Annotated in this window: 17 protein-coding genes and 2 tRNA genes; 13 read left to right on the top strand and 6 right to left on the bottom strand. The window is 66.4% G+C overall.

All coding sequences use genetic code 11. The features are described from left to right. Window positions 1-213 precede the first annotated feature (213 nt). Both HBE64_RS15750 and HBE64_RS15745 read left to right on the top strand, forming a co-directional pair. The gene (locus HBE64_RS15750; protein ID WP_167103957.1) at window positions 214-1,323 is read left to right on the top strand and encodes a sulfate ABC transporter substrate-binding protein; all 1,110 of its coding nucleotides are present in this window, start codon (window positions 214-216) and stop codon (window positions 1,321-1,323) included. After that, window positions 1,320-3,110 (top strand): SulP family inorganic anion transporter, encoded by a 1,791-nt coding sequence (locus HBE64_RS15745; protein WP_167103954.1) that lies wholly within the window; start codon window positions 1,320-1,322, stop codon window positions 3,108-3,110. Before HBE64_RS15750 ends, HBE64_RS15745 begins: the two co-directional genes overlap by 4 nt. A 73-nt stretch (window positions 3,111-3,183) precedes the next feature. Here the strand turns inward: HBE64_RS15745 and HBE64_RS15740 are convergent, their stop codons facing one another. The 3 genes from HBE64_RS15740 to HBE64_RS15730 all read right to left on the bottom strand — a co-directional run bounded on the left by HBE64_RS15740 (window position 3,184) and on the right by HBE64_RS15730 (window position 6,905). Next, entirely contained in the window at window positions 3,184-3,468 is a 285-nt protein-coding gene (locus HBE64_RS15740; RefSeq protein ID WP_243841665.1) for an Lrp/AsnC ligand binding domain-containing protein, read from the bottom strand. A 413-nt stretch (window positions 3,469-3,881) separates the two neighbouring features. Then, window positions 3,882-4,226, bottom strand: a complete 345-nt coding sequence (locus HBE64_RS15735; RefSeq protein ID WP_243841334.1) for a WhiB family transcriptional regulator — start codon at window positions 4,224-4,226, stop codon at window positions 3,882-3,884. 1,251 nt (window positions 4,227-5,477) lie between these two features. Next, complete coding sequence (locus tag HBE64_RS15730) at window positions 5,478-6,905, bottom strand: NAD(P)/FAD-dependent oxidoreductase (protein ID WP_208300488.1); 1,428 nt, start codon at window positions 6,903-6,905, stop codon at window positions 5,478-5,480. Window positions 6,906-7,014: 109 nt separating this feature from the next. Between HBE64_RS15730 and serA the strand changes: the two genes are divergently transcribed. Together serA and HBE64_RS15720 are read left to right on the top strand one after the other, a co-directional pair. After that, window positions 7,015-8,601, top strand: coding sequence for a phosphoglycerate dehydrogenase (serA, locus tag HBE64_RS15725; RefSeq protein WP_167103951.1), 1,587 nt, complete (start codon window positions 7,015-7,017; stop codon window positions 8,599-8,601). A 49-nt stretch (window positions 8,602-8,650) separates the two neighbouring features. Further along, a complete protein-coding gene (locus tag HBE64_RS15720) occupies window positions 8,651-9,661 on the top strand; it encodes a 3-isopropylmalate dehydrogenase (RefSeq protein ID WP_167103948.1) in 1,011 nt (336 codons plus the stop codon). Here the strand turns inward: HBE64_RS15720 and HBE64_RS15715 are convergent. Continuing rightward, the gene (locus HBE64_RS15715; RefSeq protein WP_167103945.1) at window positions 9,658-10,848 is read right to left on the bottom strand and encodes an MFS transporter; all 1,191 of its coding nucleotides are present in this window, start codon (window positions 10,846-10,848) and stop codon (window positions 9,658-9,660) included. The genes HBE64_RS15720 and HBE64_RS15715 overlap by 4 nt on opposite strands. Before the next feature lie 151 nt (window positions 10,849-10,999). Here HBE64_RS15715 and HBE64_RS15710 point away from each other — a divergent pair, with 151 nt between their 5' ends. The 6 genes from HBE64_RS15710 (at window position 11,000) to HBE64_RS24760 (ending at window position 16,858) form a co-directional block, all read left to right on the top strand. Beyond that, window positions 11,000-11,776 (top strand): fumarylacetoacetate hydrolase family protein, encoded by a 777-nt coding sequence (locus HBE64_RS15710; RefSeq protein ID WP_167103942.1) that lies wholly within the window; start codon window positions 11,000-11,002, stop codon window positions 11,774-11,776. Continuing rightward, window positions 11,776-13,257, top strand: a complete 1,482-nt coding sequence (gltX, locus tag HBE64_RS15705) for a glutamate--tRNA ligase (protein WP_167103939.1) — start codon at window positions 11,776-11,778, stop codon at window positions 13,255-13,257. Before HBE64_RS15710 ends, gltX begins: the two co-directional genes overlap by 1 nt. A 109-nt stretch (window positions 13,258-13,366) precedes the next feature. Continuing rightward, a tRNA-Gln gene (locus tag HBE64_RS15700) sits at window positions 13,367-13,438 on the top strand. Between the two features lie 116 nt (window positions 13,439-13,554). Further along, window positions 13,555-13,630 (top strand) — tRNA-Glu (locus tag HBE64_RS15695). 76 nt (window positions 13,631-13,706) lie between these two features. Continuing rightward, window positions 13,707-15,344 carry a protease pro-enzyme activation domain-containing protein gene (locus tag HBE64_RS15690; RefSeq protein ID WP_167103935.1) on the top strand — a complete coding sequence of 546 codons (1,638 nt, stop codon included), beginning with the start codon at window positions 13,707-13,709 and terminating at the stop codon, window positions 15,342-15,344. Then, window positions 15,341-16,858, top strand: a complete 1,518-nt coding sequence (locus HBE64_RS24760; protein ID WP_243841333.1) for a zinc ribbon domain-containing protein — start codon at window positions 15,341-15,343, stop codon at window positions 16,856-16,858. The genes HBE64_RS15690 and HBE64_RS24760 overlap by 4 nt, the downstream gene beginning before the upstream one ends. An 8-nt stretch (window positions 16,859-16,866) precedes the next feature. Here the strand turns inward: HBE64_RS24760 and HBE64_RS15680 are convergent, their stop codons facing one another. Together HBE64_RS15680 and HBE64_RS15675 are read right to left on the bottom strand one after the other, a co-directional pair. Then, a complete protein-coding gene (locus tag HBE64_RS15680; protein WP_167103932.1) occupies window positions 16,867-17,364 on the bottom strand; it encodes a PPOX class F420-dependent oxidoreductase in 498 nt (165 codons plus the stop codon). Between the two features lie 44 nt (window positions 17,365-17,408). Beyond that, window positions 17,409-18,110, bottom strand: a complete 702-nt coding sequence (locus tag HBE64_RS15675; protein WP_167103929.1) for an IclR family transcriptional regulator — start codon at window positions 18,108-18,110, stop codon at window positions 17,409-17,411. A gap of 76 nt (window positions 18,111-18,186) precedes the next feature. On the opposite strand from HBE64_RS15675, the gene leuC reads away from it, so the two are divergent. From leuC to HBE64_RS15660, 3 genes are all read left to right on the top strand, one after another. Beyond that, window positions 18,187-19,617 (top strand): 3-isopropylmalate dehydratase large subunit, encoded by a 1,431-nt coding sequence (leuC, locus tag HBE64_RS15670; RefSeq protein ID WP_371743992.1) that lies wholly within the window; start codon window positions 18,187-18,189, stop codon window positions 19,615-19,617. Between the two features lie 19 nt (window positions 19,618-19,636). After that, on the top strand, window positions 19,637-20,233 hold the full coding sequence (leuD, locus tag HBE64_RS15665; protein WP_167103923.1) for a 3-isopropylmalate dehydratase small subunit: 597 nt from the start codon (window positions 19,637-19,639) through the stop codon (window positions 20,231-20,233). A 199-nt stretch (window positions 20,234-20,432) separates the two neighbouring features. Continuing rightward, window positions 20,433-21,107 carry an HU family DNA-binding protein gene (locus HBE64_RS15660; protein ID WP_167103920.1) on the top strand — a complete coding sequence of 225 codons (675 nt, stop codon included), beginning with the start codon at window positions 20,433-20,435 and terminating at the stop codon, window positions 21,105-21,107. Window positions 21,108-21,135 lie beyond the last annotated feature (28 nt).

Raw genomic sequence — 21,135 nt, 5'->3', positions numbered from 1 at the left:
TTCAGTGAAGTTGTCACTTCCGCATTCCAGGTTGCAGTCGGGCGGGCCGGGGTCCGCAAAGGGTTTCTGAATGCGCTGATTGTTTGAGTGGCGGTTGCAAAACACCAGCTCAACGCCCCTTTTAAGCGCGTTGTCAGCGTTCTCGCAGCTGTTTGAGGGCGAGATCGAGGCTAAGTTTCTCTCACTCAGTACGCGTGAGGCAAGGAGCGGCCGATGACAGAGACTTTGGAGGGCGGGCCGGGTCGGTTGCTGGGCATGCCTTGGCTGAACATTGTGGGTGTTGTCGCCGTCGTGGTGGCATCGGTGCTGCTCGTGGCGAAGAACCTGCCTGACGACACTCCGAATCAGATCCTCAACGTGTCCTACGACCCCACTCGTGAGGTGTACGCCGCGCTGGACAAGGACTTCGTCGACAACTATCGCAAGCAATCCGGCATAACCCTCGATATCAAGCAATCCCACGGCGGTTCCGGCCGGCAGGCGCGAAGCGTTATCGACGGCGCGCAGAAGGCCAATGTCGTCTCGCTGGCGCTGATCAGCGATGTCGACGCGTTGCGCAAACGGGGCCTGATCCAGCCGGACTGGCAGAAGCGGCTGCCGCACAACTCGGTGCCGTACACCTCGACGATCGTGTTCGTGGTCCATAAGGGAAACCCCAAAGGCATCCACGACTGGCCGGACCTCGCCAACGACGGCGTCGCGGTGGTGACTCCCGACCCGCGTACTTCAGGCAACGGCCAGCTGACCGTGCTGGCGGGGTGGGGTGCGGTCATCACCCGCGGCGGGACGGAGTCGCAGGCGCTTGACTATCTGAAGGCGCTGTACCGGAACGTGGTCGTGCAGGACGAGGGCGCCAGGAGTTCGGCGCAGAGCTTCTCCGACCGCCAGATCGGCGACGTGCAGCTGGCCTGGGAGAACGAAGCGCTGCGTGAGGCGGCGGACAGCAAGGGCGCACTGGAGGTCGTCTATCCGCCGGTAAGTCTTCTCGCCGAGCCGGCCGTCGCGTGGGTCGACGCCAACGACACCAACAGCAAGACGGCCGCGTTCGCCAAGGCGTATCTGGAGTATCTGTACACCGATCCCGCGCAGGAGCTGTTCGCGCAGTACGGATATCGGCCGTCCAACGCAGCGATCTTGGCCAAGCACTCCGACCGGCTGCCGAACATCAAGCTGTTCCCTGTTACCGCTATCGCCAACGACTGGGACGATGCGCGGCAACGCTTCTTCGGCACGAACGGCATCTACGACATCGTCTCGGCATCGGTGCCGGCTGCGGTGTCCGGTCACTCGATCTCCAGCGGCCTGGGAAGGGGCGGAGCATGAGTCTTTCGCTTAACTACAGCTGGGCCACCGGCCGCCGTGATCTGGTCGCCGGTCTGACCGTCGCGGCCGTGGCGCTGCCGCAGGGCATCGCGTACGCCCTCATCGCGGGCGTGGACCCCAAATACGGGGTCTACTCGGCGATTGTCGTCACGACCATCGCCTCGATCTTCGGTTCGTCCTCGCATCTGATCAACGGGCCGACGAGCGCGATCTCGTTGCTGGTGTTCAGCTCGCTGGCGTTCATCGATCCGGAAAATCGGACCGTCCTGTTCGAAGCGCTGTTCGCGCTCGGGATCCTGGCCGGTACGTTCCAGATCCTCATTGCCGTGTTCAAACTGGGTGACCTGACGCGTTATATCTCCGAATCGGTCATCATCGGGTTCATGGCCGCTGCGGCGTTGCTGCTGGCGATAGGTCAGATCGCCAACGCGCTCGGTGTCAAGAACAAGGGCAACGCCCACATGCAGGTGCTGGAACGGCTGTACCTCACCGTGTTTCACGGTGACCCGATCAACCTGCGCGCAGTGTTCCTCAGCATCACCGCCGTCGTCCTGGCCGTCGGACTGCGAAAACTGGTGCAGCGCTTTGGGTTGCCGCAGATCGACCTGCTGACAGTGCTGATCGTCGCGGCGGTGATCGCGTATCTGGCGGGATGGTCCACCGCGGGTAAAGGTGGTAAGACGGCCGTCGCCCTCGCCGCAAAGGTTCCACAGAGCCTGCCGTCGCCCCACATTCCCTCTGTGGATCTCGGATCGCTCGCACAGCTGTCCCAGGGTGCGCTGGCGATCGCCTTCATCGGTCTCATTGAGGCGCTGTCGATCGCGAAGGCCATTGCGCACCAGTCACACCAGAAGATCGACTACAACCGCCAGATCCTCGCCGAGGGCCTGGCCAACCTGGTCGGCGGCTTCTTCCAGAGCGTGCCCGGTTCCGGCTCGCTGTCCCGATCGGCGATCAACTACCAGGCCGGTGCGCTGACCCGGTTCTCGGGAATCGTGTCCGCCGCCGCGGTCGCGGTGGCGCTGCTGCTCTTTGCGCCGCTGCTGCACTACGTTCCCGAATCTGCCCTGGCCGGGCTGCTGCTCGTCACCGCCGTGCGTCTCGTCGACTTCCGGCGGCTGGTCACGACGGTGAAGGCATCGCGTTATGACGCAGGGTTGGTGGTGATCACGGGCCTGACCGGTGTGCTGATCGACCTGGATAAGGCTGTGCTGCTCGGGATTGCGTTGTCCATCGTCTTGTTCGTGCCCCGTGCCGCTAAGCTCAAGGCCGCTGAACTGACCGTCACGCCGGACCGTGTGGTGCGTGAGCGCCTCGGCGATGATCCGGAGGATCCGTCCTTGGCCATCTTCGATCTGGAAGGCGAGTTGTTCTTCGGCGCTGCTCCGGAGCTCGATCGCTATCTGGATACACTGCGCGACCGGATACGGACTCAGCAGCTGCTGTTCGTCATCTTGCGGCTCAAGCGAGTACGCAACCCCGACGCAGTGACCATTGAGCGGCTGGAGCACTTCCTGCGTGAAGAAAACGGGCGCGAACACGAGGGTGTCCGCACGGCGATCCTGCTCGCCGGTGTGCGTCCCGATGCGCTGAAGGTCTTGCACAACATCGGGTTTGACGAGTGGTTCCCTGCCGAGCAGGTGTTCCCTGAAGAAGCCGAAGAGTACTCCGCGACACTGCGGGCGGTGCGCTTTGCCAGGTCCAGAATCAGCGTCGCAGAGCCGGAAGCAGTGCCCGTCGAAACCAATGGTGAGAAGCGTCGCGACCCGCTCTATTACCTGGTGTGACTAATCGTGGAACAGTCGGGGCTCGCCGAGGTCGTCGATTATCGCGGTGAGCTGATCGACGAGTCGTCCGCGGTCAGTTTGATGGCACACCGCCCAGCCAGGCGCTGATGGTGGTGGAGGCGCCCCGCATCGCAGCGCCGGCCGACGAAGGCTGGGCAGAGTGCCGGGCCCCCGACCACCGGATCGGCACGCTTCGGTCGGAACCGATCCGCTTCATCACCAGTGTCGACGTCAGACGTTGCACGCCCGGTAGCGCGCCGAGCCCGTTGTCGTAGATGTTCTGGTAGGCGAGCAGGTCGTGGGCGAGCACGCGCAACGTGAAGTCCGGCTCGCCTAAGAGCCGTTCGGGGGTGACGATGTATCGGTTGGCCGTGACGTCTCGCTCGAACGCGGCGATGGTTCTCCTGGTCGGTACGCACCATCGTGACGAAGACGAATATTTCGGTCAAACACTTTCTATGCGGATAGTTCTCCCACCGAAAGCCGTGGATCTGTCAGGATCGGCGAATCTTCGGAAAGATGATTCCGGACTGTGGTGGTTCGCATTGCCGGGAGACTTTTGGCGACGGAGGAATCCGGGTTGTCACGAGGTCGAGCGCCCTAAGCAGTGGAGGAACCCGCTGACGTCGACTGAAAATGAATCGCAGGCTTTGGGTGGTGCTCATGCCCGGCGGTTGGCGAATGCCATCAAGACTGTTCCGCAGTTGGCGGCCATACACTCCGACAAGCCGACACCGTGAGAACCACCAAACGGTTCCTCGTTGTCCGTCATCAGGCAATCACCCGTCTTGGAACGGCCTGACGATCGGCGGCAGCCGCCTCGACACGGTATTGCTGGCGTTCACTGGATGTCATCGCACCCCACACCCCGTGTGGTTCTGGGGTGTTCAATGCGTGTGAAAGACATTGGGCTCTCACCGGGCAGTCGGTGCAGATGCTCTTGGCTTGCCGCTCAAGTCGAAGACGATTAGCGCGTGGGCCGTCTTCGGGGAAGAACACCTCTACCGGCTCGCCGACGCATCGTCCGATCGTCTGCCACTCCCATTCGACGGCCAACGGCGGCGGCAGTCGTTGACCGGAGCGAGCAGACAGCGATAACGGATAGCGCGACACCACGATGGCAAGTACTCCTCTCGGCGGTTTGTTGCTCTGATCATCAGCGTTCAGCCTCGCCAATCCGAGGTATCCGATCGATGTGAATCTAGAGGATGGCGCTGACCGGTAGCGCCGACAGCTCGGCGACGTTTCTCCTTCGCCGGGGTCTCAGGTTTCGTAATGATCCGCCTGGTGCGATCCGGTCTGCGACCCAGGGCTTAAAGGAAAAGCCCTGCGCTGACGGGCTTTAGCTGAACGCGTCGTTGAGAGTCACGGAGCGCAGGTTGCGCTCGTGAATGAAATCAAGCAGCTGTCCGTAACAGCTCGTGGTCGGCGCCAGGATTGTTGTGGGCCAACACGATCTGTTGCGGTGGGAGGGAACTTGAGGCAGCGGTGACGAGGTCGGGCGCCGCGACCGGCTTGGATTGACCGACGGTTCCCGCTCTACAGCGTGATGGTGGGGCAGCCGAAATCGGCCGCTTCGCGGTCGGTGTCGGCGTTGTCGCGACCGTAGGGCGGCCGGAGAATGTAGGAGATTGGGGCGCAAGCGTGTACGCGGACTGCACCAAGCTTCCCCGGCGACCGGCCTCGGCGCCCATCGAGGGGACCGGACAACCTTCCCTGGGTAGTCCCGATGGTCGATAGACAGGTAGCTGGCGACGATCGCCTTCAAAGCTTCGGCAGGTTGATGACTCTCCGCTGTGGATCCTGCAACATTGAGTCGATCGGTAGTGCTGCTCACAGCAGTCGTCGGGGACGCTGTCGAAGGCGAATTGTTAGATGAGCCGGGGAGATCCGCTGCGAAGCGCTATCTGCTGCGCGACCCTTTTGAGGGTGCCGCGTCCGCATTCGACGCGGCTGCGGTCGCGGGCCTTACCGCGGACGGTCGAACGTTGGGGCCGTGTCAAGCCAGCCCTCGCCGCCAATGCACCACACGGCATGATGATCTTGTCCACGATGTTCGGGGAACCCGCATTATGACAAGGGCAGCCCGGGTGCCCAGATCCGATCTGGCGTCGACCAACTCGCCAGAACCCGATGCATTAAAGCGTGCTGGCCGGCCCGTATAACTTGATGATCGCCCAGCACAACGCCAACCACCTCGACGAACTAGCACAGGCTTGCGTGCAAGGAACATAGCTGCTGCCGATTGCATGGACGGTGGCACTCAGCGGCGCGATCGCAGCGCTGACCGGACTTGAACGTAGCAATGACCCAGGGGCGGCCACCTGACCATCACTTTGAGCTGATTTGCCGAACACCTTCAGGCGCTCAGGGGGCGAGACTCGGCAGCGGCAGGCCGAATTCGCGCTTGAGCACGGTACGCGCGGCGTAGTACCCCGACATGCCGTGCACCCCGCCGCCGGGAGGGGTGGCCGACGAGCACAGGTAGGCCTGGGGAATCGGCGTCGACCACGGGTTGACCCGCGGGGTCGGTCCGAGCAGCGCACGCACCACAGAGTTACCGCCCACCCCGATGTCGCCGCCGACATAGTTGGCGTCGTGGTCGGCCAGCCGGGCGGCCGGGATGCTGCGCGACGCGACGACGATGTCGCAGAAGCCCGGGGCGAAGCGCTCCATGATCGCGGTGATGGCCTGGGTCTGGTCGAGGGTCGATCCCGCAGGCACGTGGGCATAGGTCCAGAACGGTCGACGCCCTTGGGAGTCGATGCGTGTGAGATCGGCGGTATAGGGCGTGGCACCCAGAACCATCGGCCATTCGGCGTGGCGCCCGGCGGCGATCTCCTTCTCGGCGTGCGCCATCTGAGCGCGGGAGCCGCCGAGGTGGAAGGTGGCAGCCGAGGCCAGCCGGGAATCCGCCCACGGAATCTCATCGGAGAGCACGAAGTCGACCTTGGCGACGCCGGGCCCGAAGGTGTAGCGCCGCAACGCCTTTGCATACCGGTCTGGCAGCTGGTCGCCGTAGATGTTGAGCAACGCGGTCGGTGCGGTGTCGTAGAGCACCACCCCCGAGGGCGGTGTCCGCACTTCGGCATTGGTTTCCAGAACACCGCCGTGAGCCTGTAGGTCGGCGATCATGGCGTCGGTGATGGCCTGGCTTCCGCCCACCGGCACCGGCCAGCCGACCGTGTGGCCCAGCGTCGCCAGCATCAGCCCAGCGCCCGCGGCAACCAACGACGGCATCCGCGAAATCGTGTGTGCTGCAACACCGGTGAACAGTGCACGGGCGTCTTCGCCGCGCAGCGAACCCCAGGCCGGCGTGCCCTGCTCGAGCATCCGGCGCGCCAGGGCCACCGACGCCGGGATGTTGGTGGGGACCGAGCGTTTGTTGCCGAGCAGCAGCCCGAGCACGGTGTCCGCGTTGCGAGTCAGCGGCTCGAACAGCGCCTGCCACGAAGCCCCCTGCTGGAGGCCGGCACTGGTGCGCGCCAGGTCGTGGTAGGCGATCGCGGCCCCGCCACCGGGCAGCGGGTTCGCGTAGGAGATCTCCGGCACCGCCAGCCCGACCCCGCGCGCCGGTAGGTCGAACTCGGCGAAGAACGGTGACGCCAGCGCCAGCGGGTGGATCGCCGAGCAGATGTCGTGGCGCACCTCGCCGTATTCGGGGTCGGCCAGGGTGCGGGACCCGCCGCCCAGCGTGGGCTGGGCTTCCAGAACCCGCACGGACAGGCCGGCTCGCGCGCAGATGACGGCGGCCGCCAGCCCGTTGGGACCGCTGCCGACTACGGTGACGTCCACCTGTCCAGTACACCCCAGATGTCGCGACGAGGGCGAGCAGGGCGGGACAGGTGGGCCGCTGCGCTCGGTCCGTTCTGGCCCGCGGCGCCGCCACGATAGGCTGACCGGCGTGAATCTGCCCGTTGTGTTGATCGCCGACAAACTCGCCGAGTCGACCGTCGCCGCCCTCGGCGACAACGTCGAGGTGCGCTGGGTCGACGGCCCGGACCGCCCAGAACTGCTGGCAGCGGTAGCCGACGCCGACGCGCTGCTGGTGCGCTCGGCGACCACCGTGGACGCCGAGGTGATCGCGGCCGCACCCAAGCTCAAGATCGTCGCCCGCGCGGGCGTCGGCCTGGACAACGTCGACGTCCCCGCGGCCACCGCCGCGGGTGTGCTCGTCGTCAACGCGCCGACCTCCAACATCCACAGCGCCGCCGAGCACGCGCTGGCGCTGATGCTGGCCGCCGCCCGGCAGATCCCGGCCGCTGACGCCACCCTCCGGGAGCACACCTGGAAGCGGTCGTCGTTCAACGGCACCGAGATCTTCGGCAAGACCGTCGGCGTCGTCGGCCTCGGCCGCATCGGCCAGCTCGTCGCCGCGCGCCTGGCCGCCTTCGGCACGCACGTCGTCGCCTACGACCCCTACGTCCCGCCGGCCCGCGCCGCGCAGCTCGGCATCGAGCTGCTGTCCCTCGATGAGCTGCTGCCCCGGGCGGATTTCATCTCCGTCCATCTGCCCAAGACCCCGGAGACCGCCGGCTTGCTGGGCAAGGAGGCGCTGGCCAAGACCAAGCCGGGCGTCATCATCGTCAACGCCGCGCGCGGCGGCCTTATCGACGAGCACGCGCTGGCCGAGGCGATCACCAGCGGCCATGTCCGCGCCGCCGGGCTCGACGTGTTCTCCACCGAACCCTGCACCGACAGCCCACTGTTCGAGCTGCCCCAGGTCGTGGTCACCCCGCATCTGGGCGCATCGACCACCGAGGCGCAGGACCGGGCCGGCACCGACGTCGCCGAAAGCGTGAAGCTGGCGCTGGCGGGGGAGTTCGTCCCGGACGCGGTCAACGTCGGTGCGGGTGCGGTCAGCGAAGAGGTGTCGCCGTGGCTGGACCTGGTGCGCAAGCTCGGCGTGCTCGTCGGCGTATTGGCCACCGAGCCGCCCACCACGCTGTCGGTTCGGGTCAGCGGCGAGCTGGCAGCCGAAGACGTTGAGGTACTGAAACTTTCGGCCCTGCGAGGGTTCTTCTCCACCGTCACCGACCAGCAGGTCACCTTTGTCAACGCCCCCGGTCTGGCCAACGACCGCGGCCTGCAGACCGAATTGAGTACGGCCACCGAGAGCATCAACCATCGCAGCGTGGTCGACGTGCGTGCGCTCGCGGCGGACGGCTCGGCGATCAACGTCTCCGGCACCCTGTCCGGCCCGCAGCAGACCGAGAAGATCGTCCAGATCAACGGACGCAACTTCGATCTGCGGGCCGAGGGCGTCAACCTGATCCTGAACTACACCGACCAGCCGGGTGCGCTCGGCAAGATCGGCACCCTGCTCGGCGGTGCGGACGTCAATATCCTTGCCGCGCAGATGAGCCAGGACACCAGTGGCACGGCGGCGACGGTGATGCTGCGGCTGGACCGCGACGTGCCTGCCGATGTGCGTGGGGCGATCGGTGCCGCCGTCGGTGCGGTGACTCTGGAAGTGGTGGATTTCTCATGAAACGCGCCATCGACGATGCAGAGCGAAGCGATGAGGAGGAGTGGCGCAGATGAAATTGGCTGTGATCGCGGGCGACGGTATCGGCCCGGAAGTCATCGCAGAAGCACTGCAGGTGCTCGACGTCGTGCTGCCCGGTGTGGACATCACCGAGTACGACCTCGGTGCGCGGCGCTACCACGCCACTGGTGAACTGCTCACCGAGCAGACCATCGAGGAACTCAAGGGCTACGACGCGATCCTGCTCGGCGCCATCGGCGACCCGTCGGTGCCCAGCGGTGTGCTCGAACGGGGCCTGCTGCTCAAACTGCGTTTCGCCCTCGACCATCACGTCAACCTGCGGCCGGGCCGGCTGTACCCCGGTGTCAGCAGCCCGCTGTCCGGGGTGACGGGTATCGACTTCGTCGTGGTGCGCGAGGGCACCGAAGGTCCCTACACCGGCAACGGTGGGGCGCTGCGTGTCGGGACACCGCACGAGGTGGCCACCGAGGTCAGCGTGAACACCGCGTTCGGTGTCGAGCGCGTGGTGCGTGATGCCTTCGCGCGGGCCCAATCCCGCCGCAAGCATCTGACGCTGGTGCACAAGACCAACGTGCTGACGTTCGCGGGCAGTCTGTGGTCGCGGGTGGTCGCCGAAGTCGGCGCGCAGTACCCCGAGGTCGAGGTCGCCTATCAGCACATCGACGCGGCCACCATCCACATGGTTACCGACCCGGGCCGATTCGACGTCATCGTCACCGACAACCTGTTCGGCGACATCATCACCGACCTGGCTGCCGCAGTGTGCGGCGGAATCGGATTGGCGGCCAGCGGCAATATCGACGCCACCGGCACCAACCCGTCGATGTTCGAGCCCGTGCATGGCAGCGCGCCGGACATCGCGGGCCAGGGCATCGCCGATCCCACCGCTGCGGTGATGTCGGTGTCCTTGCTGCTGAACCACATTGGCGAGGACGCCGCCGCGGCTCGTGTCGACAAGTCCGTCGCCAACCATCTGGCCACGCGGGGAGATAAGACCTACTCCACCCGCGAGGTCGGCGAGCGGATTCGCGCGGCGCTCTAGCTCTGGGTGCTCGGCGGGTCGGCCGGCACCAACTTCAGCGCGGCGAGCGGGAACAGCGCGCACACCGCGAACGCCGCCGGAAAGCCCAGCACCCCGATCACGGCGCCGAACAACGGCGGCGTGATCCCGGTGGTGAACAGTTGGCTGGTGTTCTGCGTTCCCAGCGCCCGCCCGCTCCAGAACGGCCCGGCGATCTCGGCGATGGCGGTGAACGCCAACCCGTTGTCGCTGACCGTGATCACCGAGGCTGCGACCATCACCGCGATACTCAGCGGGGAGTGCAGCGCATCGGTGACCGCGAGGGCGAGCATCGAAGCGGCCGCGGCGACGGCGATGAGCCGGATCGGGCGCAGCCGCAGACCCATCGAGTCCGACCAGCGCCCGGCGGCGATGCGGCCCAGCGCGCCCAGCAACTGGGCGGCCAGCATCAGCACACCCGCGGATTCCGGTGACCATCCGCGATCGGCGATCAGCCACACCAGAGTGAAGGTCCACACCACACACTGCGGAACTACCAGCAGCACCGAGACCGCGTGGATTCGCCACAGCACGGCCGAACCGCGGTACGGGTTGGCCAGGTCTTCAGCGGGAGCCTCCGCGCGCGGCGTCCGTGGCGGGTCCAGCACCAAGCCCGCGCACACGATGGCCGCCACCGCGCACACCAATGCCGGGAACAGCAGAGCGGGCCCGACGCCGTGTTCCTGTGCCAGCCGCGGGATCACCAGAGCACCGAAGCCGACGCCCAGTGGCGTAGCGGTCTGGCGGATACCCATCACCAGCCCGCGCTGCTGCGGCGGAAACCAGCCCACCACCAGCCGACCGCTTGCCGAGTTGCTGCTGGCCGCTGCCATGCCCCCGAGCAGCAGGAACACGCCCATGACGGGCAGTGAGTGTGCGGTCGAGGCGGCGAAGGACGCCGCTGCGGTCAGCGCCGAACCGACGGTGAGGACGAACCGTTCCCCGATGCGGTCCACCACGTAGCCCCAGGCGATGAGGGTGACCACCATGCCGAAACTCGGCAGCGCCGAGATCAGTCCGGCCTTCGCCAGATCCATGCCCATCGTGGTGTGCAGCGTGGGAATCAGGAAGGCGACGCCGTTGATGAAGACGTTGGCCGACAGGGTGGCGAACAGCGCGATGACGAGCATCGACCAGCGCCGCACGGTGCTGATGTCGTCGGTGCTCACCCGGTCATGATCGCATGCAGTTCCCACGATGCTGAATCTGATTCCCACATAATGAGATACGCGAAGTGACAAATCTCGCAGTGGATGTGCGGGTGCAGGTCTGCGTGACTCCTCACTCAACGCGCAACGACCGACCACTAGGCTTTACCGAATGCGCCTGGGAAGAATTGCCAGTCCCGACGGGGTCGCCTTCGTCAGCATCGAAGGCGACGGGTCGGACCTCCAAGCCCGTGAGATCGCCGAGCATCCGTTCGGCACCCCCACCTTCACCGGGCGGAGCTGGCCGCTGGCCGACGTCCGGCTGCTGGCGCCGATCCTGGCCAGCAAGGTGGTCTGCATGGGCAAGAACTACCAGGCCCACATCGAGGAGATGGGTGGTGAGGCGCCGGAGGATCCGGTGATCTTCCTCAAACCCAACACCGCGATCATCGGCCCGGGCGTGCCGATCCAGCTGCCCGCCAACGCCTCGCCGGTCCACCATGAGGGGGAGCTGGCGGTGGTGATCGGCCGGCCGTGCAAGGACGTTCCCGCCGCGCGGGCGTTCGAGAACATCCTCGGCTACACCATCGCCAACGACGTCTCGGCACGTGATCAGCAGAAGGCCGACGGCCAGTGGATGCGCGCCAAGGGCCACGACACCTTCTGCCCGGTCGGGCCCTGGATCGTCACCGATCTGGACCCCTCGGATCTGGAGATCCGCACCGAGGTCAACGGCGAAGTGCGCCAACTGAGCCGGACCTCGATGATGATCCACGACATCGGCGCCATCATCGAGTGGATCTCGGCCGTCATGACCCTGCTGCCCGGCGACCTCATCCTCACCGGCACCCCCGAAGGTGTGGGTCCGATCGAGCACGGTGACACCGTCAGCGTCAGCATCGAGGGCATCGGCACCCTCACCAATCCCGTCGTGCGAAAGGGCAAATGATGACCGGGGCGGCTGATAAGCCTGTGCGCGTGCGGTTTTGCCCGTCACCGACCGGCATTCCACATGTCGGTATGGTGCGCACCGCATTGTTCAACTGGGCCTACGCCCGGCACACCGGTGGCACCTTCGTGTTTCGCATCGAGGACACCGACGCCCAGCGCGACTCCGAGGAAAGCTATGCCGCACTGCTGGAAGCGCTGCGCTGGCTGGGACTGAACTGGGACGAGGGACCCGAGGTCGGCGGCCCGCACGAGCCCTACCGCCAGTCCCAGCGCAAGGACCTCTACGCGGACGTGGTGGCCAAACTCGTCGAGGCCGGTGAGGCCTACCCGGCCTACTCCACCCCCGAAGAGGTGGAGGCGCGGCATCTGGCCGCCGGCCGCAATCCCAAACTGGGCTACGACAATTACGACCGGGACCTGACCGACGAACAGCGCGCCGCCTATGCCGCCGAGGGCCGTAACGCCGTGCTGCGGCTGCGGATGCCCGACAAGGACATCAGCTGGCACGACCTGGTGCGCGGCAAGACGACCTTCGCCGCCGGCACGGTGCCCGATTTCGCGCTCACCCGCGCGACCGGAGAACCGTTGTACACCTTGGTCAATCCCGTCGACGACGCGCTGATGAAGATCACCCATGTGCTGCGCGGCGAGGACCTGCTGCCCTCCACGCCGCGCCAAATCGCCCTGTATCAGGCGCTGATCCGCATCGGTGTGACCGATCAGGTTCCCGAATTCGCCCATCTCCCACCGGTATTGGGCGAGGGGACCAAGAAGCTGTCCAAGCGCGACCCGGAATCGAATCTGTTCCTGCATCGCGAGCGCGGGTTCATTCCCGAGGGTCTGCTGAACTATCTGGCGTTGCTGGGCTGGGGGATCGCCGAGGATCGTGACATCTTCAGCATCGAGGAGATGGTGGCCGCCTTCGACGTCGTCGACGTCAACTCCAACCCGGCCCGCTTCGACCAGAAGAAGGCCGATGCGGTCAACGCCGAACACATCCGGCGCCTCGACCCGGCCGAATTCGCCAGCCGGCTGGCCGGTTACCTCGCTGAGCACGGCCATGACACCGGCTTGGACGACGCCGCATTCGCCACCGCCGCGGAACTGGTGCAGACCCGCATCGTCGTGCTCTCCGACGCCTGGGGGCTATTGAAATTCCTCGACGACGGCTCCTACGAACTCGATCCGAAGGCCGCAGCCAAGGAACTCGGGCCCGATGCGGTGCCGGTGCTCGATGCGGCCATCACCGCACTCGAGGGAGTAGGCCTGTGGACGACCTCCGGCATCGAGGAGGCGCTCAAAGCCGCGCTGCTCGAAGGCCTCGAACTCAAGCCACGCAAGGCCTTCGGGCCGATCCGGGTGGCCGCCACCGGAGCCACCGTCAGCCCGCCGCTGTTCGAGTCGCTGGAGCTGCTCGGCCGCGACCGGGCGCTGCTGCGGCTGCGGGCGGCCCGGGACGGCGCCGGGGGGCTGGAATAGCCGGGCCGAAATCTTTGATAGTGTGCTCGTCGGCCCGCAACTGATGCCGGACAGGCGTACGTCACCCGCTAAACTGACAGCCTTCCGACCAGCGGTTATAGGCAGCCAATGGGGTATGGTGTAATTGGCAACACAGCTGATTCTGGTTCAGCCATTCTAGGTTCGAGTCCTGGTACCCCAGCAATTTCGTCGGTGAAGTGCCCGATTTCATCGGGTAGGTGCTCAATTTCGTCGGTACGACGCTCTGAGCTATGCTGACTTCCCGGTGCGCCGCAAGGCGCGCCACGGATTGGTTCTGGCCCCGTCGTCTAGCGGCCTAGGACGCCGCCCTCTCACGGCGGTAGCGTGGGTTCGAATCCCATCGGGGCTACCAAACCAACAACCCCTGGAATTTCTCCGGGGGTTGTTTTCTTTTTCCCAGGTGCGTGCGCGAGGCGCATAATGCGGCGATGAACGTGCACCGCGGGGGACGCACGCGAGTCCGGCCGGCGATCGCCATCGCCACCGCGCTGCTGATCGCAGTGGCGGCGGCGGGGCCGTGGCAGTCGCGGCTGGCCCTCGGCGCGCCGGTGATCCCCGGCCCCTACGCGTCGCTGCTGGCCGCCTCGAGCAACCTCGGCCCGTCGCACGCTGATGATGCCCAGCTCACGTTCACGCTGTCCGGGACCACCCGCCCCGGCACCCTGATCGGGTGGGCGCAGTCCCGCGGCCTGACGGTGCGCTGGCGGGACGGCGACGACTGGGCGGTGGTCAGCGGTCCCGCGCAACGGCTCTCGGACGCCTTCGCCGTGCCGATCCACGACTACCGGGGCCGTCGCGGTCAGGTGTTCTACGCCTCCCCGAGCCAGCCGGAGCTACCCGCCGCCGTGCGCGGTGAGGCCACCGCGGTCGGGCGGATCCTGAGCTACCTGCCCTACCGGATGGCGCGCCCCGATCTACCGCTGGATGTGCCCAGGCCGGGCTTGAGCCCTCGGCATCTACTCACCGCCTACAACGCGGCACCGCTCGCCGCCGCGGGCTACACCGGCAAGGGCGCCACCGTCGTATTCTTCGCCTTCGACGGCTTCGACCAACGCGATCTCGACATGTACGCCGACACCTCCGGGCTGCCGCGGTTCACCCCGGTCGTGGTCGACGGTCCACTCGGTCCCGCGCACGGCGAGACCGTGATGGATCTGGAAGTGGCACACGCCATCGCCCCCGACGCCCAACTCGTGGTGGTCAACGCGCGTCCGACGCTCGACGGCGGGGGCACGTTCGAGAAGATCGGCCGGATGTTCGACGTCGCGGCCGACCGGTACCCGGGCTCGGTGTGGAGCCTGTCGATCGGGTGGGGCTGTGAGGCTCTGGTCACCGCGGCCGACCTGGCGCCGGTGCGGACCGCCTTGACCAACGCCCACCGCCGCGGCATCGCGGTCTTTGACGCCAGCGGCGACGCCGGCGGGCTGGAATGCAAGGGCGGCCAAGACTGGTCGGCCGCCCCCGGACCCGACGACATAGGTGTGGACTCGGTGGCGTCGCTGCCGGAGATCACCTCGGTCGGCGGGACCACGCTGTCGACCGATCTGGAGGGCAGGTGGATCGAGGAGCGGGCCTGGGTCGACGTACCGCTGTCGCAAGGCTCCAGCGGGGGAGTGTCTCGGTTGTTCGACCGCCCCGGCTATCAGCACGAGGTGTCCACCGGACGCGATACGCAGCACCGGCTGGTTCCCGACGTGTCAGCCGTGGCCGACCCCTTCACCGGGGTGAAGCTGATCTTTGAGCAGAACCCCAGAATCGGCGGCGGCACCTCGCAGGCCGCGCCAATCTGGGCAGGACTGACAGTGTTGATGAATCAATACGTGATCGCCCGCGGTGGACGGCCGCTCGGTGACATCAACACCCTGCTGTATCACGTGGCCGAGGGGTCGAGACTCCCCGGATTCCGCGATATCGCGTTGGGCGGCAACGCAGTTGACGTCCCAGGCGACGGATACGACCTCGTGACCGGGCTCGGCAGCCCCAACGTCGCCAACCTCGCCAGCAACCTCCTCGACGCGCAGATCGCACGATCGATCGCCGGCGACTACCTGTCCGCAGGCGGATGACGAGTTCCCTCTTCCCGCAGCTCTCCCCGGGCGGGCGTAGGAGTTTCGGTGTCGCACTGCTGCTTCTGGTGGCGGTACTGGTGGGCCTTGCTCTGCTGCGATGGCAGGCGCCCATGATCACGATCGCCTCGTTCGGCCTGACGATGCTGTTCGGCCTTTATGTGTGGCAGATCCGGCCCGGGGTGCGCGACATCGTGGTCACGGTCGTCGTCGGCCTCGGATTGGGCGTGGGGTGGGCGGTGGTCGTCGGCCCGATCGTCGCCCAGGCCTACGGTGCCGCGCTCGGCTCGCAGACCAATCTTCGCCACGTGCTGGTGGCCGGCATCGCCGTTCCGATCAGCGGCGCGCTGTTGATGATCGTTCCCGCTGCGGTGGTGCGGGCGCTCGACCGGTGTGCCCGGGCGCCGTTGTACGGCTTCGCCATCGGGGCGCTCGGGGCGTCGGCTTTCAACTCCGCTGCCACCGCCACTCTGTTGGTGCCGCAGCTGGCGATGGGTGTGGTCGCACACGATCAGTCGGCGACGAGCCTGCTGGCCGAGGCGGTCGTCGAAGGCGTGGCGTGGGCGGTGTCGTGTCTGGCCGTCGGCGGAATCGTCGGTATCGCGCTGTGGCGCCCCGCCGACGACGCGCAGCGCCACCGCAGGGTCGTGGCCGTCTCGCTGGCGGTGGCGGTGTGCGTGGTGACCGCGCTGGGTTTGGTCGACGTCGCTCCGCTGCCATTGCGGGTCTACATTGCCGTGCAACTGCTCATTGCGGTGGTGGCTGTGATCGCGCTGCGGTTCGCCGTTAACGCAGCGACGCGGGACGGCGCCATCGAGCTGGCGAGCCCGAACCCGCGTCGCACCAACTACGTCGCCGTCCTGGCGCCGTTGGCGGCGATCCTCGGCGTCGTGGCCGCCGCGGGCGGGGGCACCTCGGCGCTCATCACCCCGGTGGCCAAGGCGTACGTGTGTCCGCCGGACTGCGGGCGGCCGCCGCTGGGCACGCCGGTGGAGACAAACCCGCGCTACAGCGGGGACAACGGTGCGTTCTCGGTGGCCTATCCAGACAAGGGTTCGGCCTACGACGTGAGTTTCGACCCGGATGGACTGCAGGGTGTGAAACTGAAGTACACCGGCGGCGACACGGGGACCATGCTGCTCTTCGGTGAGCACGCCGACGGTCGCGATCCCCGGCAGATCGTCGAGCAGGTACTGCGCAGCAAGTACCCGGATGCGTCCGTCAGCTACGAAATCCCCAACGCATCAGTCGGTTACCAGCCGGGCTACGGCGTCATCGCCGACGTCTACTCGCGCGACTCGGCGGCGTCGTTCACCAGGCTGCGGGTGATCGTCATGGCCGCGGTCAAGCACGACTACGCGCTGATCGCGGCTGCCGCGGGGCCCTACCACGAGTTCAGCCCGGATTACGGGACAGGCCACCCCTCGGGGGCCAACATGGAACTCGCCATGGACATGGGCAAGTATGTCAACAGTTTCCGGTGGGGAGGCGACCGCTACGGGCGGCGCTCGTGACGGCCTGCCTACTGCCCGGGCGCGGTGGAACCGGCGATCGGCATCGCCGGCATGCCGAGCTTGCGGTGATCCCACGAGCGGGTGCGGTTGGTGACGATCCGCACCGCGATCCGTTTGTTCATCATCATGTCGACGGCCGGCTTGAGCTCGTCGGTGTAGGGCCCGTTGTAGCGCTCCCACACGTTGACCCCGACCTTGAAGATGGTGTCCGGGTCGTCCACGATCTCGGCGGTACCCTCGAACGCCACACCGCGCAGGGTGTCGTAGGTCATGCCGTCCTCGATCAGGAAACTGACCCGAGGGTTGCGGCGCAGGTTCACCGTCTTCTGCGACTTGGCCTTGGTCTCGACCCAGATCTCGCCGTCGATCACGCCGTACCACATCGCCACCAGGTGCGGCTGGCCGTCAGGTCCGATGGTGGCCATCGTGCCGGTGCGGCTGCGGTTGACGAAGTCGACGATCTCCTCGTCGGTCATCACGATCTGGTTGCGCTGGTTGGTTCCCATGGCCTGTCAGTGTGGCAGGTGGCTCACCGGCCGTTGCACAGAGATCACAAACGGCGGGTGAGCGCCTCGGCGGCGGACAACAGGTCGGCCGCCCAGCGTGCGCCCGGACGCCGGCCCATCCGGTCGATCGGCCCGGAAACCGACACCGCCGCGATGACCGCGCCGCTGCGATCGCGAACCGGCGCAGAGACACTGGCCACTCCGGGCTCGCGTTCGGCCGCGCTCTGCGCCCAGCCGCGGCGGCGTACCTCGGCCAGGGTCCGCTCGGTGAACTTCGCCGATGGGAGCACGGCCTGCTGGGTGGCGGTGTCGCTGTAGGCCAGCAGCACTTTGGCCCCGGAGCCGGCCGTCAGCGGCAGGCGGGCCCCGACCGGAACCGTATCGCGAAGGCCCGCAGGCGGTTCCAGGGCTGCGATGCACACCCGCGTGGTGCCCTCGAGGCGGTACAGCTGCACGCTCTCGCCGGTGATCTCCCGCAGCCTGGGCAGAACGGCGGCGCCCGCGGCCAGCAGGGGATCGTTGACCTGTGCGGCCAGTTCGCTCAGTGCCGGTCCCAGCCGCCAGCGCCCGGCGCTGTCGCGGGCCAGCAGACGGTGCACTTCTAGTCCGGCGGCCAGCCGATGGGCCGTTGCGCGCGGCAGCCCGGTGCGCTCGCAGAGTTCGGCGAGCCCGCAGGGTGACTCGGCAATCGAATGCAGCACGCCCACCGCTTTGTCGAGCACGCCGATGCCGCTATCCTGTCTCATATCGAGATACTAACGTCCCGAAATGTGAGATGGCTAGCTTCCGCCCTGGAGCGGCCGACGGAGGAATCGAGAAGTGATGGCCCAGACCGACAAGCCCAGAACGCTGCCCGAGAAGGTGTGGGACGACCATGTGGTGGTCCCCGGCACGGGCACTGGCGGCTCGCGTGAACCCGATCTGATCTATATCGATCTCCACCTCGTCCACGAGGTGACCAGCCCGCAGGCTTTCGACGGCCTCCGGTTGGCCGGACGGCCGGTGCACCGCCCGGATCTGACGATCGCCACCGAGGACCACAACGTGCCCACGGTCGACATCGACAAGCCGATCGCCGACCCGATCTCGCGCACCCAGGTCGACACCCTGCGACACAACTGCGCTGAGTTCGGCATCCGGTTGCACCGGATGGGCGACGCGGAACAAGGCATCGTGCACGTGATGGGACCGCAACTCGGCCTCACCCAGCCCGGCATGACGATCGTTTGTGGCGACAGCCACACCTCCACCCATGGCGCGTTCGGCGCCATCGCGATGGGAATCGGCACCTCGGAGGTCGAGCATGTGCTGGCGACACAGACACTTCCGTTGCGTCCGTTCAAGACCATGGCGGTCAACGTCGACGGTCAGCTGCCGCCCGGGGTGACGGCCAAGGACATCATCCTGGCCGTTATCGCCAAGATCGGCACCGGCGGCGGCCAGGGCTATGTCATCGAATATCGGGGCAGCACCATCGAATCGCTGTCGATGGAAGGCCGCATGACGGTCTGCAATATGAGCATCGAGGCGGGTGCACGCGCCGGCCTGGTCGCTCCCGACGAGGTCACCTACGAGTTCCTGCGTGGCCGCCCGTACGCGCCGACCGGCGCGGATTGGGATGCCGCGGTGGATGCTTGGGAGAAGCTGAAGACCGACCCCGGGGCCGAATTCGACACCGAGGTCTACATCGACGCGACGACACTGAGCCCGTTCGTGACGTGGGGTACCAATCCCGGTCAGGGCGTCCCGCTGTCCGCGTCGGTGCCCGACCCGGAGTTGATGGCCGATTCCGAGCGGCAATCAGCCGAGAAGGCTTTGGCATACATGGACCTTCGACCGGGTACCCCGATGCGCGAGGTGGCTGTCGACGCCGTATTCGTCGGCTCGTGCACGAATGGCCGGATCGAGGATCTGCGGGCAGTCGCCGAAGTGCTGCGCGGCCGCAAGGTCGCCGACGGCGTGCGGATGCTGGTTGTGCCCGGCTCGATGCGGGTGCGTGCCCAGGCCGAATCCGAAGGCCTCGGCGAGATCTTCACCGCCGCAGGCGCCGAATGGCGTCAGGCGGGCTGCTCGATGTGTTTGGGAATGAACCCCGATCAGCTGGCGCCGGGCGAGCGTTGCGCCTCGACGTCGAACCGGAACTTCGAAGGCAGGCAGGGCAAGGGCAGCCGCACGCACCTGGTTTCGCCTGCTGTCGCCGCCGCCACCGCGGTGCGCGGCACGCTGTCCTCGCCCGCTGATCTCGAAAACTAGCCCTGCTAAGGAGAACACGATGGATGCCTTTCACACCCATACCGGCATCGGCGTTCCGTTGCGACGGTCCAATGTCGACACCGACCAGATCATTCCGGCGGTGTATTTGAAGCGGGTCACCCGAACTGGTTTCGAGGACGGACTTTTCGCCGCATGGCGCAACGATCCGTCATTTATCCTCAATCTGAGTCCATTCGACCGGGGCTCAGTGTTGGTCGCCGGCCCCGATTTCGGCACCGGCTCATCGCGGGAGCACGCGGTCTGGGCGCTCATGGACTACGGATTCCGAGTGGTCATCTCGTCCCGATTCGCCGACATCTTCCGTGGCAATGCCGGCAAGGCGGGCCTGTTGGCGGCCGAAGTTGCCCAAGATGACGTCGAACTGCTGTGGAAGCTGCTCGAGCAGAATCCGGGGCTGGAAATCACTGTGAATCTTCAAGATCGGAATATCACCGCCGGAACAGCCGTGGTGCCGTTCACGATTGACGATTACACGGCATGGCGGCTGCTCGAGGGTCTCGACGATATAGGCCTCACGCTGCGGAAACTCGAAGAAATCGAGGCTTACGAAGCAGCTCGGCCGAGCTGGAAGCCGCGCATCGTCGCCCCGTCCTGAGACCCCCCGAGAGCCGAATTCCCGCCCCTGGCGGGGGGTTCGCGGTTCGGGGATTCACCGCCCTAGGGCGGCAACCGGTTTGCTGAAATCCTCCTAAGCAATACCTGAAATTGGGCGTGGCACTTGGAAATCTGCTGGCCTTGGGTTTACCGTGTTTGTCAGTCGGTCCAGAAAGGACCACTGTTTTCGGAGGATTTGAATGAACAAAGCAGAGCTGATCGACGCTCTCACCGCGAAGCTGAACGTGGATCGTCGGCAGGCTACTGACGCGGTCGAGAACATCGTCGACACCATTGTGCGCGCGGTGCACAAGGGCGACAGTGTGACCATCACCGGTTTCGGTGTTTTCGAACAGCGTCGTCGTGCCGCCCGCGTTGCGCGCAATCCGCGCACCGGTGAAACCGTGAAAGTGAAGCCGACCTCCGTTCCGGCCTTCCGCCCGGGCGCTCAGTTCAAGGCTGTCGTCTCTGGCGCGCAGAAGCTTCCGGCCGAAGGACCTGCGGTCAAGCGCGGCGCTGTCGGTGGCCCGGTCAAGAAGGCTGCCGTCAAGAAGGCGGTCCGCAAGGCCGTCGTGAAGAAGGCTCCGGTCAAGAAGGCCGCTCCTGCCAAGAAGGCTCCGGTCAAGAAGGCCGCTCCGGCTAAGAAGGCTCCGGCCAAGAAGGCGGCTCCGGTCAAGAAGGCCGCTCCTGCGAAGAAGGCTCCGGTCAAGAAGGCCGCTCCTGCCAAGAAGGCTCCGGTCAAGAAGGCCGCTCCGGCTAAGAAGGCCGCTCCTGCCAAGAAGGCTCCGGCCAAGAAGGCGGCTCCGGTCAAGAAGGCCGCTCCCGCCAAGAAGGCCCCGGCCAAGAAGGCTCCGGCCAAGAAGGGCCGTCGCTAAAGTTCACCGTCGGATACGCCGCGGGCCC

It is taken from the genome of Mycobacterium sp. DL592, assembly GCF_011694515.1.
Lineage (GTDB): Bacteria > Actinomycetota > Actinomycetes > Mycobacteriales > Mycobacteriaceae > Mycobacterium.
Note: the sequence above shows the minus strand (reverse complement) of the source record. Positions and strands in the feature narration are given on the sequence as shown.